13 protein-coding genes are annotated in these 17,523 nt (G+C 52.4%); 12 read left to right on the top strand and 1 reads right to left on the bottom strand.

The features are described from left to right. The first annotated feature begins 366 nt into the window (after positions 1 to 366). The 12 genes from DFP90_RS22290 (at position 367) to idi (ending at position 16,849) form a co-directional block, all read left to right on the top strand. Complete coding sequence (locus DFP90_RS22290) at positions 367 to 1,044, top strand: GGDEF domain-containing protein (RefSeq protein WP_181905525.1); 678 nt, start codon at positions 367 to 369, stop codon at positions 1,042 to 1,044. 58 nt (positions 1,045 to 1,102) lie between these two features. Beyond that, a complete protein-coding gene (locus tag DFP90_RS22285) occupies positions 1,103 to 2,995 on the top strand; it encodes a putative bifunctional diguanylate cyclase/phosphodiesterase (RefSeq protein ID WP_147301113.1) in 1,893 nt (630 codons plus the stop codon). Between the two features lie 224 nt (positions 2,996 to 3,219). Further along, the gene (locus tag DFP90_RS22280) at positions 3,220 to 4,167 is read left to right on the top strand and encodes a LysR family transcriptional regulator (RefSeq protein ID WP_115939677.1); all 948 of its coding nucleotides are present in this window, start codon (positions 3,220 to 3,222) and stop codon (positions 4,165 to 4,167) included. 347 nt (positions 4,168 to 4,514) lie between these two features. Then, positions 4,515 to 5,465 carry a LysR family transcriptional regulator gene (locus tag DFP90_RS22275; RefSeq protein WP_115939676.1) on the top strand — a complete coding sequence of 317 codons (951 nt, stop codon included), beginning with the start codon at positions 4,515 to 4,517 and terminating at the stop codon, positions 5,463 to 5,465. 55 nt (positions 5,466 to 5,520) lie between these two features. After that, on the top strand, positions 5,521 to 7,122 hold the full coding sequence (locus DFP90_RS22270) for a tetratricopeptide repeat protein (RefSeq protein ID WP_115939675.1): 1,602 nt from the start codon (positions 5,521 to 5,523) through the stop codon (positions 7,120 to 7,122). Next, positions 7,101 to 7,910 carry a hypothetical protein gene (locus tag DFP90_RS22265; RefSeq protein WP_218044778.1) on the top strand — a complete coding sequence of 270 codons (810 nt, stop codon included), beginning with the start codon at positions 7,101 to 7,103 and terminating at the stop codon, positions 7,908 to 7,910. Before DFP90_RS22270 ends, DFP90_RS22265 begins: the two co-directional genes overlap by 22 nt. Before the next feature lie 296 nt (positions 7,911 to 8,206). After that, positions 8,207 to 8,500 (top strand): hypothetical protein, encoded by a 294-nt coding sequence (locus DFP90_RS22260; RefSeq protein WP_115939674.1) that lies wholly within the window; start codon positions 8,207 to 8,209, stop codon positions 8,498 to 8,500. Between the two features lie 74 nt (positions 8,501 to 8,574). Next, a complete protein-coding gene (locus DFP90_RS22255) occupies positions 8,575 to 10,350 on the top strand; it encodes a type I secretion system permease/ATPase (RefSeq protein ID WP_181905524.1) in 1,776 nt (591 codons plus the stop codon). Positions 10,351 to 10,361: 11 nt separating this feature from the next. Further along, entirely contained in the window at positions 10,362 to 11,681 is a 1,320-nt protein-coding gene (locus DFP90_RS22250; RefSeq protein WP_181905523.1) for an HlyD family type I secretion periplasmic adaptor subunit, read from the top strand. Between the two features lie 310 nt (positions 11,682 to 11,991). Next, positions 11,992 to 12,606 (top strand): helix-turn-helix transcriptional regulator, encoded by a 615-nt coding sequence (locus DFP90_RS22245; protein ID WP_181905522.1) that lies wholly within the window; start codon positions 11,992 to 11,994, stop codon positions 12,604 to 12,606. A 228-nt stretch (positions 12,607 to 12,834) separates the two neighbouring features. Then, positions 12,835 to 16,221, top strand: a complete 3,387-nt coding sequence (locus tag DFP90_RS22240; RefSeq protein WP_115939670.1) for a calcium-binding protein — start codon at positions 12,835 to 12,837, stop codon at positions 16,219 to 16,221. Positions 16,222 to 16,294: 73 nt separating this feature from the next. Then, positions 16,295 to 16,849: an isopentenyl-diphosphate Delta-isomerase gene (gene idi / locus DFP90_RS22235; protein ID WP_218044777.1), complete on the top strand. Its 555-nt coding sequence runs from the start codon at positions 16,295 to 16,297 to the stop codon at positions 16,847 to 16,849. 95 nt (positions 16,850 to 16,944) lie between these two features. On the opposite strand, the gene DFP90_RS22230 is transcribed toward idi, so the two are convergent. Then, the gene (locus DFP90_RS22230; RefSeq protein ID WP_115939669.1) at positions 16,945 to 17,409 is read right to left on the bottom strand and encodes a hypothetical protein; all 465 of its coding nucleotides are present in this window, start codon (positions 17,407 to 17,409) and stop codon (positions 16,945 to 16,947) included. Positions 17,410 to 17,523: the final 114 nt, after the last annotated feature.

The raw sequence follows: 17,523 nt of genomic DNA, 5'->3' as shown, positions 1-17,523 counted from the left end.
GATCATCCCATCAATCGGATCGAAGAACTGCTGCCCTGGAACTTCAAGGCCGATCAGGAAAAACTGGCCGCTTGATCAGCCGACCGGGCGCTTACCCTTAAAAGTCAATTGGTTAAATTGGCTATTGATAAATTCAATGAACGTTGGCGAGGCTTCAAAACAGTTTTGCCCTACAGTCCAGTCACCCGGAAAGCGTGCACAATCGATTTCTGGCGCAGGCAGTGCCGTCAGTTTGAAGATTGGTTATGTGGGTGGTTCCTGGAACTTCGGATCGTGCCGATGTAGCTCGGTGACATCTTGTCCTGTGAACCATTTCTCAAGCCAGATGGCACCCACCTGCCATGTATTTTGTAAAGGATGTTACCAATGCGCGTTGCAATGAATCGCTTTGATGAGATCGAGGAACTGAAAACCTACATTTCCGATCTTGAGATGAAAATAGAATATCTCGAAGAACAAGCCGCTACCGTCGTGGCCATCTGCGAAGAGCTCAGTCTCCAAAAACAGATTTTGGAAATTCGGAAAAATGAAAGTGACTACATTGCACAACATGATGGCCTGACAGGCCTGCTTAATCGCAGAACAATCACTTCTTTGATGAAATCCTTGTTGATGGAACGGAACATCGACGGGAAAGTATCCTGCATCTATTTCATAGATATGGACAATTTCAAGTCGGTCAATGACAAGTATGGCCATGCTGCCGGAGATGAGATTCTGGTGCAGTTTTCTAACGCCCTAAAAGATGTCTTTAACGACAATGATGTCATAGGACGCATTGGTGGTGATGAGTTCATTGCCGTCCAGTCATGGAGAAAACCCCAGGAGCAAGCTGTTGACCGGCTGCTGGAAACGCTCTCAAAAAAAGTCGCCCGAATTAATGAATCATCTGACCATGACATCGCCATCAGTGCCAGCGTTGGCATTGTCCGTATCACCGATGTCAGCCGAAGTGCTGAGGACATCCTGAAGGAAGCGGATTCCTGCATGTACGAAGCAAAGAAACGGGTCGACAAGGGTTATCTCGGGGTCGTTCGCGCATAGCATCGTGTCAAACGCAGCCTTCATCATAATCAAACATTTTCACCAGTGGAGTTTACGATTGGCAGTCACAATTCTCGGAGATGAATCCAGGTCCGCTACAGTTACGGTAGATGAAAAAAGTACTCCGTGGCGTTTGCTGATTGTTGATGAGACGGAGTCGTTTCACCGCTTCATTCAACTGGCGCTCACCGATTATGCGCTGGATGGCCGGTCCGTTGAAATCAAACATTCCGTTTCTACTGATCAAGCCCGGGAAGCGCTTGAACGAGAGGGTGATTTTCATTGCTTGATGCTAAATGTCACGATGGAAACATACCATGCTGGTGTACAACTGATCGACTTTCTCAGGTCAGATTTGGAAAACGCCAAAACACGCGCCATTCTAGTGTCTGGACATTCGTCCATGATATCCTGCCACAACACTCTATTCCGATACGACATCAGCGCGCATCTGCGTAAGAGCCTCATCGACGACGAGTTACTGCAATCATCCGTTTTTTCGGCGCTCAGGGCGTATCAAAAGATTGAAGAACATGATCGAGATCTCCGCGACCTGAAAACCGCACAGGAACAGAGCCATCGCTTGGCATGCTATAATACCGTTTCCAGCTTGCCAAACCACGAAAGTCTTCTGAAACATGCCGAAGAGCTATGTGAAATGGTTGATGCCTGTAAAGAGGTCGGATCCCTCTCGCTTATTTTGATAAATTTGAACCGTTTCAGAGACGTCAATAATGTTTTTGGCTATCGGATTGGCAATGAAATCCTGCGGGATATCGGTGGACGCCTGATTGCCAATCTCTACGGCGTGGAACTTGTCGCCCATGTTGGCGGAGATCAATATGCAGTGCTATCCAACGCAAACCCTGTTTCGGGTAAGACTGATGACTTGATCGATAAGATATCCATGTTGATTGCCGCACCTGTCAGTTGCAAAGGAACAAACATTTCTGTGTCATCAACCATCGGGGTTGCACGTTACCCCGATGATGCTGAATCCGTCCCGGATCTTTTGATTGCCGCACAGCAAGCACTTGGAAAGGCCAAAATATCTGATGGCATCAATCACCTAACGTATGACCAGGAACTTGCAAACGCGATTACAAAGAGGTCCCACATTGCCTTTGCGCTTCAAAACGTCATTGAAAAGCAGGAATTTTGCCTCCATTACCAACCTCAATACCGCTTATCCGACGGCGCTTTGACGGGGGTTGAAGCATTAATACGCTGGCAGCGGGATGATGGGCGTTTTGTCTCTCCGGCCGAGTTCATTCCCATCGCAGAGCGCACCGGGCAGATCCTGGAAATCGGGCAATGGGTTTTTCTTGAAGCTTTTGCCTTTCACAAGAGATGCCAACGGGCCGACATGCCTGTTTTCCGGTTGGCCGTCAATGTTTCCGCAAAGCAGTTGAATGCCCCGAACTTCGTGGAAAACCTGTCTTTGGCGCTCTTACAGACCGGAATTGGCGCAGAACAGATCGAGTTGGAGATAACGGAATCGTCTCTGGTTAGTGATCTGGATCATACTGTTGAAATTCTTCATCAATTACGTGATAGAGGCTTTCAAATTGCCATCGACGATTTCGGGACAGGTCAGTCTTCTCTTAGTTATCTGCATAAATTCCCCATAGACCGGCTTAAGATTGACCGGTCCTTCCTGGCCCCCATTCTTAAAGAAAGCGATGAATCTCCAATAGCCAAGTTGCTTGTAAATCTTTCAAAAGACCTGGGCATAGAGGTAATTGCCGAAGGCGTTGAAACGCCTATCCAGAAAGCCTATCTCACCGATATCGGTTGTGATGAAGTCCAAGGTTATCACCTGGATCATCCGATGACTGAAGAGGACTTCATTAGAAAGTTCTCTGTTCACTCAATCATATCTTCTAAACTTCAGCTGCCATTCACAGCTACAAATACGATCTCTCTAGCGCCTCCTATACCAATCGTTTGATTTAGCTTTGAAGTTTGATTTAGCTTTGAAGTTTGATTTAGCTTTGAAGTTTGATTTCACCCGGTATCGCTGTCTCTCAGGCCTATCCGATAAGGCCTGGGTCAACCGCAAATCTGCGCCTTTTCTCGACACAGGATCTCGATTACTTGGTTGGAGCATCGGTATAGGGGTGATTTTGGGGAGCCCGATGGTTGGGAGTAACTGACTATCGAAGGGGATGCGTGATGTATCTAAAAGAATCCCAGGAGAATCAAAAACACAGTGATTTCAGACTAGACCTGCTTTCTTTGGAGCAGTTGAGATTATTTGTTATTGCGGCACGATCCAAATCTTTTTCAGAGGTAGCCCGCATATGCGGTAAAACCCAGTCAACCGTAAGCATTGCCATCAACAATTTGGAAATTGATATTGGCGTTCCTCTCTTCCTTCGTGACAACCGGGGAATAAGCTTATCGCCAGAAGGACAATCGCTGTATCCATCCGCCCTGGACATTCTAAACCGGATCAAAGTTTTCGAGCAGCGGGCATTACATATCTGCGATTGGGGGCCGGATCAGTTAACCATTCATATGGATGCTTTATTCCCCTACGCAAGACTTATCGATATTGTCGCACAATTGGAAAAACGACACCCAAATGTCGAATTCGCCATCAAAGTGGCACCTCCCTTTACGGCCTATAGCAATTGGAAAGACAACTCCGAAGACCTCGCGATCACAAGTCGTTCACTTGTCGCTTCAACGGGAGCAGATGTTCGCAGCATTGCGGTCGACCAGGTTCAATTTCTGCCAGTGATTTCCAGGGAACATAGTCTGGCGGGAAAAGAAGCTGTTTCCCGGGAAGAACTTGAACAATACCGTCAGATTGTCTTCGATGTCGGCCGCAACTCCAAAATGAAGGCGGCGGGCAATCGAAGAATTGTCATCGGTGGATTGCACTGTCAACTGAACCTGATCAAACAGGGGGCCGGCTGGGGGTACCTGCCAGATCATTTTGTTCAGAAATATATCGACAGCGGTGAGTTGAATTTGGTGCGGCTCATTGATGACGCATATTTTCCTAAACTCTCCTTCCGTCTGGCCTGGCATGCGATGGCACCGCTTAAAGGCATTAAAAAAGAGCTAGTGGAAGCGCTTTCAACGCCTCACGAACCCGTTTTAGCTGTGAGTTGAGAGCAAGCCCGGCTTAATGGTTTCGCGTACCGCACCTGCTCCTCTTTGCGCAACCTAAAAGCAATGAATGACGTTGTTTTACGGAAAATCCAGTCGATTCATCGTTGATATTGAATAAAGCGATAGTCGCTGATTACAGAGGAAGAGCAGGGGCAGGATATAAAAAACTCATTGATTGTGGCGGCTATTTCACGCGCATGCAGAAATAGCCGCCGTTCTGGAGAGAACTGGAAACCGAGAGATGAGACAGCCCCTTCCAATATCAAAAGGCATCTCAGACAGGGCGACAGCCTCCTTTAGGGAGCGTGGCCGGTTGAATAGAACGGTATTGTGAAAGGAAAACGGAAATGGATTCCTATGAGCCATCCTCCCGAAAAAGTCCTGCTCACCTTCAGTTGGAGCTTCTGTCTTTCGAGCGCCTGCGGTTATTCGTGATTGCAGCACGTGCAAGCTCATTTTCCGAAGTCGCCCGGCTTTGCGGCAAAACCCAATCAACGATTAGTTCTGCAATCAATAATATGGAGATTGATATCGGAGCACCGTTGTTTGACCGAAACCGTAAAGGCATACGGCTTTCAACAACCGGCCAAGCCCTCTATCCCGCGGCCCTGGACATATTGAAACGTCTGAAACATTTCGAACGCCGCGCCCTCATACTCAGAGACGGCAGCCCTGATAATCTGACAATTCATATGGACGCCTACTTCCCCTATATGGAACTGGTTAAAGCCATATCAAGCATCGAGAAGCAATATCCAGACGCAGAAATCGCAGTTAGAATTGCCGCACCGTTTACCGCATTCCGTCATTGGAGTGAGCATGTCGAGGACCTGATATTGACATGCCGTTCGCTTGCAACGGCCTGCATTGGGGATGTCCGAAGCATTCCGATAAACAAGGTCAAGTTTCAGCCCGTTGTATCCTGCGGTCATCCGCTGGCAGGACAGGACCGCGTCGGGAAAGAAGACCTGGAACAACATCGCCAGATCATTTTCGACAACGGCCGCATTGCCCGGCCACAAGGGGCGTCATCCCGCAGGATCATTGCTGGTGGACTGCACTATCAGAAAAACCTGATCAAGCGCGGAGTCGGCTGGGGTTACATGCCGATCCATTTTGTCGAGGAGTCGGTCCAGGAAGGCTCATTGGTCCCGTTACAGCTTGTTGACCAGGATTATTATCCGGAACTGACCTTCCGGCTGGCCTGGCACGCGCTGGAACCCCTGACAGGCATCAAACGGGGGCTTGTTGAAACTCTCTCCCATCAATCAAAAGTAACGGCAGGGCAAGATGAGTAGCCGCCAGCAGGATAGAGCGCTTTACAGCACTCGGCGCAGAATAGGAGACGGCCAGATGCTCGGGCTTGACGAACGCTCATCGATTTCCAGCGACACAGGTTTCGCGGATATCCGCACAGCCCTGGCACATTTGAAAGCAGGCCGTGACGCGGAGGCTGTCAGGATGCTGACTTCAATTACTCGGCAAGAACAGTTGCCGGCGCATTACTGGATGGAGCTTGGCATGTGCCTGCGCAGAAAAGGCAGTCTGCACGCCGCCCTCGGCTGCTACCAGGCCGCAGCGGAAGCGGGAATTGAACAAGATGCGCTGTTCATGACCCGCATGGCCAATATCCATGCGGATTTGGATCACCTTAACCGCGCCATTTCTTTTTCATCCAAAGCTTTGCAAAAGGCGAATAACGGAACCATTCGTGCCAACCACGCCAAGATCTTGAGGGCGCATAAAGAGTTTCAGCAAGCTTACGATATGTTTTCCACGCTTGTGGAGGAAGAGCCCGGAAACAAGGACTATCATTGGGAAAAAGCCTTTACCCGCATGTATCTTGGCCTGGATCGGTCTGCATGGAAAGGGTTCCAGGTCCGTTTTGACGTCGACAAAATACCCTCGCCTCCGGCAGCAGACTATCTGCCCCGCTGGCAAGGCGAACCCCTTGCCGGGAAACGTCTGCTGCTTACTCATGAGCAGGGGTTTGGTGATACCATTTTGATGTTGAGATATGTGCATATCCTGAAGGAGATGGGAGCCACGGTCATCCTGGAATGCCAACCGGAACTCAATCGCCTGGTGGAGGGCCTGCCTCTGGACGGGATTGTGAAACGCGGTACGCAGCGGGACATCCAAGCTGATTATTACTGCCCACTCATGAGTTTGCCGGCATTTCTCTGGCAGGATGACAGTCCCCCACCTCCGCCAGCACGATTGACAGTACCGGAAGGCGCGAAAAAGGACAGCCGCAAGCTCTTCCTGTTTCCCGAAGATCATAAACTGAATGTTGGAATAGTCTGGAGCGGCAGCAAGACATTCGCGGATAACCGTCGCAGATCCGTTGATGTTGACCGCTTTCTGGATCTGGCCATCCTTCATAACGATTGTCGTTTCTTCAGCCTTCAGAAAGGTCCAGGCACCCAGGATCTTTATCGGACCGGTGGTCAGTTCCTTATTCGGGACGCAGGTCCCGGCCTGCGGGATTTTGCTGATACCGCGGCTCTGATTGAGCGGCTGGATATCATTGTCATGACAGACAGTTCCGTCGCCCATCTGGCCGGATCCCTTGGAAAACCTGTTCTAAATCTGCTGAATTACAATCCTTACTGGCTCTATTTCCCTGATGGCCCGGAAACCCTCTGGTATCCGAGCATGTTCTTGTTAAGACAGGATTCTCCCGGCAATTGGGATGGGGTCTTCCAGAACGCGAGTAATATTCTATCTCATCTTGCCAGGACAAAGAGCACATTGGGGCGTCGTATATCTGCGGCACAGGTGGAACAGTCCCTGCAGACCTACATGAGCGCGCTCGAAAAGGGAGAGCCTCCTATAGTGTCTAGAACGGATATCACGGCTGATATGACCAGAATGGATCCGCAGCAGGTGAGTCGAAAAGTAACCCCAACAAGCTGTTTGGAGAGTGTATCATGGGACTTTTTTCCAGTTTGAAATGCCCTTTCTCCGGCATGGGGAAACAGGCTGTGGCCAATCGAACAGGAGCGGTTAAAATCGGATGGCTTGTGGACAGCCCTTCTGCCGGATTGATCTATCAAGCCCCCAGGCGGCTGAAAGGTGAAGTGAAGACAAAACACGCCAAATCTGCGGCGCGTTGTCCGGCCGTCATTGATCTCGAAGCCCGCTATTTTGAGATCCCATGCCCGTTCGACCTCCATCTGAAAATGGTCTGTAATGCCGAAGGCAATTGGGGCATCCGGAATCTGGCTGGACCGGAAAGCGCAATCCGGTCGGCAACCCTCAAGAAACAGGTTCATATGGTCTCACCAAGTGAATGGCGTGATCCCGCCCGGCCAATGATCCAGATCAGCGCGCCCTACCGGTTTGTCACCGACGAACCGGTATATATCACTCAATGTGAACCTTTCATGGATTATCGAACCCATGCCTGGCCCGGTCTCTTGTTCGGCGGCCGCTTCCCGGTTCACCTCTGGCCCCGCAGTCTGATGTGGGCTTTTGAATGGCATGATACCGAAAAACCATTGCGTCTGCGGCGGGGCGACCCGTGGTTTTACGCCTGCTTCGACTATGACAATCCCGGACGAAAGGTTCGCTTGGTCGAGGCCGAAATGACACCCGTCCTGCGTGATTACACCCGCCAAATGGATGGGGTGACCAACTATGTGAACCAAACCTATTCCCTGTTTGAAAGAGCCGCCCAGGTCAGGCCAAAAACACTGCTGACCGAACGGACGGAACGGTACATGGAGGCCGCCGAATGACCCCCCTGCCAAAGGGGTGAATATCGACGCCGCCCGAAATCTGGCCCCCCAGCCGGATCGGAGGCATCGCTGGACCTTTTTTCCCCCACAGTCCTTTATGTCGATGACCTCCGGATCGCCGGGCCCTTTTTTGGCCCGGCGATCATTTTTTGAACATAGCCAGCCCCTGCTGCCGGAAGATTAGGATCCCCGGCTAGAGGGGTATTGATTGATTCTATGATGGCTCATTTCATGCCCGGCAATCACGCACACTACAATGCCCCCTATCGTGAACTGGCTAAATGACTGGGTATGTTATGAGCAATCAAAAGATCACTTTTTCCGACGGCATTCTTGAACTGGGTTTTTTCAACGGAATGGTCCATTTCAGCATTGGCCATGTCCTTCCGGCAAAAGAGGGCGAAGAAACCCCGCGAGGGGTTGTCACCGAACGCTATGCAATGCAGCCCAAAGCCTTGTTGCAAAGCATGCAGCAAATGGAACGGATGGCTAAGCGGCTGGTGGAGCGGGGGGTCTTTCTCCAACCGGAAGAAAATAACTCCGACTCTGTCGATACAGACGAAGCAATGCAAATTGCGGCTGACGACTGATTAATCCCTGCCTGGCCCGCCCATATTGGGGCGGGCATTTTTTTGACATGCGTCCAACAGTTCGGAGGAGCGCCATGCCCAAATTGTCCCTATTGAAACTGATAACTGCGACCGATCTGGGCCGGCCCTTCAGGATGCTGATCAGCGTATTCATTTGCGCAGTCATCCTGTCAGCCTTCATGAATATCCTGATGCTGACATCCCCCATTTTCATGATGCAGATTTTTGACCGTGTCCTGACCGGCCGGCATCTGGAGACCCTGATCCTGCTGACATTGATCGCGGCTGCGGCTCTGATGACATTTGGCGGGCTGGACTGGGCGCGCAACCAACTGATGGCCAGGATCGGGGCCTCAATTCAACGGGATCTGGCGCCACGGGTTTTGAAGGCATCGATCCAAAACAGAATTCGAACCGGCGCCGATGGCGGGCAAGCGATGCGCGACCTTGGAACCGTCCGGCAGTTGCTCGGCGGCAAGACATTATTCCCATTCCTGGACGCCCCGTGGTCACTGATCTTCTTCATCCTGTTATGGCTGATCCATCCCTGGATGGGCATATATGCCGTGATCTGCGCCGTGACCTTGATGCTTTGTGCGATCCTGAGCAATCTCGCATCAAGATCGTTGAACCGGAAAACTCAAAAAGAACAGATGGCCGCACAGCATTGGGTCGATCTGGCAGTCAATGAATCCGAGGCGATTAGCGCATTGGGCATGCAATCCAGTTTGGTTCAACGCTATCTTGACCGGCTGCATAAGTTGCATGACGGGCTGCACCGTTCTGAAAACCGGATCGAAATCATTGGTTCCGGGGCCAGAACCCTTCGGCAAATGGCCCAGATCGGCATCATGACGGTGGCCGCCTATCTTTTGTTGCAAGATGAATTATCACAGGGTGTTGTGATTGCATCTTCCATCTTGCTGGCACGCGCCCTGGCCCCCATGGAATTGATGATCACCCAGTGGCAGCCGCTGTTGAATGGTTTGTCCGCATTAAAACGTGTGATGCAGCTGTTGGCCGGTTATCGCGATGACGCGGAAAAAACCTGTCCGCCGACCCCCAAAACACGTTTAGGGATTCAGCAGATGGGCCTTCGGAAGCCCGACAGGCAAGGTGGTTTTTTGCTGCGCGATATCAATATCAAGGCCGAGAGGCCGGAGATATTCGGCATCATGGGTCCTTCGGGCGCAGGCAAGACCTGCCTCTGCCGGGCCCTGGCCGGGGTCGCGGTGCCGGAATTGGGGGAAATCCGCCTGGATGGCGCCCGCCTGGATCAATGGCCCGCCGATGATTTGGGCAGACATATCGGTTATATGCCCCAGGATGTCGGACTGCCACCGGCTTCGGTAGCGGAAACCATAGCAAGACTTTCCCAGGATCCGGACATGGACAAGGTTTATGCCGTTGCCCAGCGGGTCGAGGCCCATGATTTTATCATGCAATTGCCAAACGGATATGACACCCGCATCGGCGCGGAAGGCTTTCCCCTTTCCGGCGGCCAGCGTCAGCGGATAGGCCTTGCCAGGGCCCTTTATGGCGATCCGGTGATGATCGTTCTTGATGAACCCGATGCTCATCTGGATACGGAAAGCGCCCAGATATTGGCACGGGTGATCCACGCAGAAAAACAAAGGGGGGCGATCATTTTCCTGGTATCACACCGGCCGGCGATGCTCCAGGTCACGGACAAGCTGATCATCATGTCGGACGGTTGTGTGACCAAGCAGGGCAACAGCCGTGAAATCCTGACGGAACTCAAAAACCGGTCGATCCCGCCAAAACCGGAATTGGATCAGACGGCACCATCCAGGAAGTCTGCACCGGCCAAAAAAACCGTACCGGCATGAGGAAACGATCCATGGATAACAAAGACAGCACAATTTCCACCCTCGCCAATGGCCGTGTGATGAAGCCCTTTATCATCGGATTGCTTTTTATCCTGATATTCTTCGGAGGGCTGACAGCATGGTCTGTTCTGGCGCCTTTGAGTGGGGCCGTGATTGCCAGCGGCAATATCGCACCAGAAGGCACGACACGGGTCCTGCAGCATCTGGAGGGGGGCATCGTCGAGGAGATCCTCGTGAAAGAGGGCGACCAGGTCATTGCCGGCCAGCCGATGATCAAACTGGAACAGGTTCAGGCGCAAGCCCGTTTTGAACGGTTGAAATCCCGAGATAACGCCATGGCGGTCCGCAAAAGCCGATTGATCGCGGAGCTGCATGACATTGACAGCTGGGCACCTGATGCCTGCTGCCGGGGGAAGAACCACCTGGTCGGAACATCGGAGAAAATGCTTTTTGATGTCCGCCGTGAGAAATACCAAAAGGAGTTGGCCCTCTACCGCGCCCGCCAGACCCAGCTTGAACAGGATATCGCCGGTTTACAGTTGCAGGGGCAGGAACTGACGGAACAAATTGATCTGATTGAGCGCGAAATCCAGAATGTCCAGATCCTTTTGAACAAGGGCTTGGAGAAACTGCCCCGAATGCTCGCCCTGCAAAGGGCAAAACATCAATTGAAGGAACGGATTGTCAGTAACGGGGCGCGGATCGCAAGCCTGCGCCAGGAGATTGAGACCACAGACCTGCGGCAGCTGTTGGCCAAATCCAGCCGTCTTGAGGAAATCAACCAGGAATTGCTGGAAATTCGCCGGTCCAGGCTGGAACTGGCCGAGGAGATTTCAAGTGCGCAGGATGTGTTGGAAAGAACGATCATTCGCGCCCCCGTCAGCGGTGTTTCGGAAAATATCCGGGTGAAAACCCGTGGGGGCGTTATTGCCCCGGGTGCGGAGATCCTGGATATCGTTCCGGGCAATGAGAAGATGATTGTTGAGGCCAAGGTCCGCCCCACCGATATCGACGATGTCCGTAAGGGGCAGAAGGCCCAAGTGCATCTGTCGGCCTATTCCTACCGCTCCACGGCACCGCTGGAAGGCATTGTTGAAACGGTCTCGGCGGATCTGATGGAAGCCTCGGCCCCGGTTGGCCCACAACAGATGCCTTATTATGCGGCCAGGGTGCTGATCGATCCCGTTTCCCTGGCCAACCTGCCGGCAGAGATCGAACTGACGGCGGGCATGCCGGCAGAGGTCTTCCTGACAACCCCGTCCCGCACCGTTTTTGACTATTTGGTTGGGCCTATGCGTGAGGCGATTAGAAGGGCTATTCGCGAACCTTGAAAAGACGGCTTGCCGCCGGATGGCACAGCAACGGTTCCGGGGCGGGCCTAAATCCGGGGCCCATTCCATGACTCTGCAGATCTTAACCAATTGCTAAAAACTCGCCTTTAAGATAGAGGCATGATCCTTCCAAGCATTGTTGGGGCAGGAAGTGGCAAGTAAACGTATCGCCGATGAAATGGCCGAAATTTTGGGTGCGGAAAATGAAGCGGAGGCAAGATATGCCTTTCTCGCGGCACTTTCCTATAGATCCTGCATTGTTACAACTCTTCTCTCATTCAAACGCCTTGAACGACCGCGAAATGTTAAAATGATTTGGTTGGAAGTCCTCTTTCAGGGCGAAGGGGTTAACCATGATGCCGATTATGACGATGATCTCCGGGAGATGGAGCGATTGCTGCCCAACAGTGTTGTGTTCGGCGTGCTGAACCGGCTTGGCCCGATCAGGTTTCGGAAATTTCTGAAATACGTGCCGAAAGCCAGGAGGATTATCGAGCAGGCATTTGCAAAGACCGGTCTGAAATCCTTTGAGGAAATAGTCTTTGCCCCGATCCTGTATGAAGACCGGCATTTCATTTCTCACTTTTATTTTCCGGGAAAAGTTGAGAATCTTGTGATCCAGGATATCAACACCCTGACCAAGGTTTATTTTGGGAAATGGGGGCCGGATCTGGTGGAATCCCGACCACCTGTCTCAGCGGATGCGGAGAAAGTTTTCCTGAACCCGGACGAGCTTGATGTGATGCGCTGGCTGGTCGCCGGCAAGAGCGCAAGCGATACCGCCGTGATCCTCAATAAAAGTTATCAATCCGTGCGCTATACCGCCGACAAGGTGAAGGACCGGCTGGGCTTTGCCTCCCTCAGCCAGACATTGGTCTGTGTCGCCAAACAGTATCATATCGACCCGCTGAACCCCGAATTGTGAGGCTTCTATACTGGGACCCCGCCCACATCCATAGACGGCCCAATCCCACTATTCGTCATGTTTTTCCGCCCGAAAACCGGCAAAATCAAATTCCTCTCAGACCAAACATCGTTGAATTCTAATGCCTTGGCATCGGCTATTGAAATAACCGATCACATCTCATTACCGGCTTTTCCGCCCGCCCCGCTATGAATGGTATGGGGGTAACGTAGAGACGGAGAATTAAACATGGCAACGATCTATGGTGGATCCAGCGATGAAAGCCTGTCCGGTGGTGGCGGCAACGACACCATTTATGGATATAGTGGCGACGATTTTATTAACGGTGCCTGGGGCGGAGACGACCTCTTATATGGTGGTTATGGTGATGACGCCCTGTATGCCTATAACGGCCGTGATACCATGTGGGGCGGCGAAGGAAATGACCGTTTATCGCTGTGGTCCGATGGCAGCATTGGTTATGGTGAAAATGGCCATGACAGATTCTCGTTTGCTGACGGCGCGGACGCCACGGCATATGGCGGGGACGGCGATGACAGTTTCCTTTTGACCGGCAGTGGCTTCATGGCCACCGGGGATAACTTTATTGATGGCGGATCGGGCAATGATTTGATCCAGTCCGGTGCCGGAAGTGATACTATCTATGGCGGCGACGGCAATGATTTCATAGACCCGGGCGACATCAACACCGGTGATGTGGATTATGTCACCTCCGGTTCAGGCAGGGACCTTTTGTATCTCGGTGACCTGGGATCCGAAGACAGCGTTGAAGCAACATCCAATTTCTGGCTTGAATGGGGAACGGCAACAGCGGCATCGAGCACTGTCGACATGAGTTACTCTATGTCCAAACTGGCCACGGCCGGTTTTTATGCGGCCAACCCGGCCGCCGGCATCATGTTGGACACAGTCATTTCCGTTGGTAATTCGGCCTTCAATTCATGGATGCGTGGTTTTGGAAAAGGGGCCAAAAGCGTAGTTCCGGAAGCGGAAGACGAAGCTTCTCTGGTCCAATATACCGACTGGGACCCGCGATATGACACCGTCGTCCTGCCATCCCTGGACGTGGACAACCCAACCTTCAATGATTCTAACGCCAACATTGGCAAGATTGCCTTTTCCCTTGATGCCGAAAACGGTGGCACGTTCCTGGAGACGCAGTTCGAGGAAACTCTGTTGGATGGGTTCCTGTCCGATGTTGGGCTATCCCAGAGTAATGTCAACAATACGACAGTATATCAGGACATAAACCAAGTCATGTGGGATTCCCGCGTGATTTTTGAAAGTGACAGCAATGACAATATCACCATCAGGCAAGGTGATGTCGTCTTGGATTCCAACGAGTTTTCTGAGCTTTTTGAAACTGTCGAAAGCGCTCTGGACGCCGGACAGCATATGATGATCATGGGGAATCTTGCTGGGTACAATATTACTGCGGATAGTAACTTGGAGTATATCTCAGGCTCAACCCTCAACGATGTCATTACAATATCTTCCACTTATGGAAACGATCAGTTCACCTATCGCCTAGCCCTTTGGGAAGGGGACGATATCGTTCTCATGAACCAGAGCGACGTTAACATTTATTATAACGGTGGTGATGGCAGCGACACGGTTTCGTTCGCCCAGTATCAGACCGGAAACAACGGTGCTTTGACGCAATCGGTTCATGTTGACCTGCGCCAGGAACGCCAGGATCTGGCTGGAGATGGCGATGGCCTATATGAAAGCACCCTGGTCAATGTCGAAAATGTGATCGGCACAAAGAATGACGACGTGATCATCGGCAATGAGCAAGACAATATCATCACAGGGAATGATGGTGCCGACAGCCTCTATGGCGGAGGCGGCGACGATTCCTTCCTGATCAAATACGGCGAGGTTCTCGACAGTGTCATCGATGGCGGTGCTGGCGAGGACAAAATCGTCTTCGGGCTTGAAGATGCCGGCCTTTTCGTTACCAACATTTCATGGAGCGACATCGCTGACACTTATTCCGGCCTCGATGGCATCGAAATGACTCAATTTGATGACATCGTCAATGGCAGCAGGGTTTCCAAAGTTTGGGCTGGGGACGGCAACGATACCGTTGCCGGGGGCTATGGGAACGACATTCTTTATGGTGATGCTGGCGAAGATACCATCTTTGGTGACTGGTCTCAGGGTGCAACGCACGCCGACAGCCTCTATGGCGGCGACGGTAATGACAAGCTGTATGGCGATAGCGCTGATGGCAGCGGTGCAGGCAGCAACGACTATATGGAAGGTGGTTTTGGCACGGATCTTCTCATTGGCGGTGGCGGTGATGACCAGCTCAAAGGGGATGAAGGGACCGACACGCTCTATGGTAATGACGGTGATGACATTCTTTACGGTCAGCGCTGGGGGGATGGCGGCACCGACGCCGATTTCCTCTATGGCGGTGCCGGGAATGACAAGCTGTATGGCGATGCCGTCGATGGCAGCGGTGCCGGCGGCAACGATAGCCTGGTAGGTGGTGCCGGCAAAGACACCATCATTAGTGGCGGCGGCGATGACGAGGCCAAGGGCCAGGATGGCGACGACATCATGTACGGCAATGACGGTAATGATGTTCTTTATGGCGGTTCCGGCCTGGATGCCCTTTATGGCGGTGATGGTCATGACCAGCTGAAAGGGGGAGACGGGAACGATATCCTTTCCGGCGGTGATGGTAATGACAAGATCTATGGTAACGACTATGGGGATGGGGGCATGGATTCCGATACGCTCTATGGCGGTGCCGGTAATGATGAACTGAACGGGGATTACCGGGATGGCACCGGTGACGGCGGTGATGATGTGCTTGACGGCGGTGCCGGTGATGACATTCTGCGCGGCGGCGGCGGCAATGATATGCTCGGGGATTCGGACATCGGCAATGACACCCTCTATGGCGGTGATGGGGATGACCTCCTTGCCATTGCCGCATTCGGCCATGTTGACGCTTCCGGAAATGCAACCAACAAGCTCTATGGCGGCAGTGGCTCCGATGTCTTCTATTTCGATACCGACGAAAGCGGCGGTTATTACGCGATCAAGGATTGGGATACCGCCGGTGACGCGGATGCCATTCAACTGCATGGCAGCAATCTGGATGTGAACTCTGTTATCTTCGGCTCAGACATTCAGTCTGATGGGACAACCGACACATTGATTCAATTCAACAACATGCAAATTCGCGTGGAAGAATCGACCGCATCAATGATGACCAAAACCGTCGAGAGCAACGGTGACGTCACCATCGCGACCAATACAGGCGAAGGCTGTTTCATCACCACAGCCACGGCGGAACAATTTGGCTGGGCCGATGACTGCCGGGTGCTGGAAACCCTGCGTTGGTTCCGCGATAATGTCATGGCCAAGCGGGAAGATTGGAAGGCCGATATCGCCACCTATTACGCCCTGGCCCCTGAAATTGTGGCCCGGACAAAGGGTGACAAGGCGCTTTATCAGGCGCTCTGGCACAAACCGCTGCGTCGGGCGGTTTCCGCGGTCGCATCCGGCAACTATCAGCGCGCCTATGACATCTACAGCCAAATGTTCAAAGGGCTGGTGAATGACTATCTCCCCGGCAAGGGGGCTGGAAAACGCTGATCCTTTGAAGTGACCTTGGGCCTCCTGGAAATTGGGAGGCCCTTTTTTTTCAATGTCATTCGGGAGAGACATCATGCCCATCAACAGGGATCAGGTCATCCTGGTGGATGAGGATGACCGGCCAACCGGAACAGCTGACAAAATGACCGCGCACCGGCAGGGGCTTTTGCACCGTGCCTTTTCGGTCATGCTGGTCTGCCGGGATGAAGGCGGGGCTGTGAAGGTTTTGCTGCAGAAACGCGCGGCGGGAAAATACCATTCAGCAGGGCTATGGTCCAACAGCTGCTGCTCGCACCCCATTCCCGGTGAAAACACGCATGCGGCGGCGGTTGAGCGTCTGCAACAGGAGCTGGGCATTGCCGATCCTGTTTCATTGAGCCCGATGGGCTTCTGCCGATACCGGGCCGAACTGGACAGCGGTTTGACCGAAAACGAACTGGATCATGTTTTTGTCGGAACGGTGCCCTTGGACCTGACCCTTCGGCCCAATCTGTTGGAAGTGAGCGAAACCATGTGGTTCGATGCCGAATGTCTTGCCGCAGCCCTGGCGGCTGATCCCTGCCGATTTACAGCCTGGCTGGATAGGGTCTGGTCGATTTGCCGGAAACACCCGTTGCTTGCTCGCTGAGCCAGGCCATTGGCGCCCTTTGGCCGCGCCTCCCTCCAGGGGGCTGCCGGTCCGGCAGCGAAAACAACGATCCTCCCTCTCATACATATCTGCAATCATTGAATGAATCGATATGAGTTCATTTTTGATTGCTGCTCCATCCGGGCTAAAAGTCCCGGGCGCCCCATTCCCATAGGGTTCGAATGCTTAGGCAGCGGGCGCAAATTTTTTGAACAGGGAGCGGCCACAGCCCAATCGATGCGATCAGCGGGCTGGACGACAATATGGAGATCGAGTTGTTGGATATCAAATGTAACTGTCACGCCAAAGAGCCGCATAACGCCGGGAAACCAAACCTTTCCCGATCCTGGTGCACAGGCCCCTTTCCTGGGGACGATTCGTTTGATCTGTTCCGGTGGCTTTTGTTCGCCCTGTTCATTTCCATGCTCTTCTGGATACCGCTTGCTGTTTTTCTCCTGCTGTAGGCGGTGATCTACATCCTGATCTGCAAACCGTCCTTCTCTGAGTGAGCTGACAATTCCCCAGGAAAATATCAGTAACTGTGAAAAGCCCTTAAACATGGTAAACGCCCGGTCGTCAGATCAAGCGGCCAGTTTTTCCTGATCGGCCTTGAAGTTCCAGGGCAGCAGTTCTTCGATCCGATTGATGGGATGATCCGCGATAATAGATAACAC

Origin of the sequence: Aestuariispira insulae, assembly GCF_003385955.1 — a bacterium.
GTDB lineage: Bacteria > Pseudomonadota > Alphaproteobacteria > UBA8366 > Aestuariispiraceae > Aestuariispira > Aestuariispira insulae.
The sequence above is the reverse complement of the archived record's forward strand: the minus strand, read 5'-3'. Positions and strand labels throughout refer to the sequence as shown.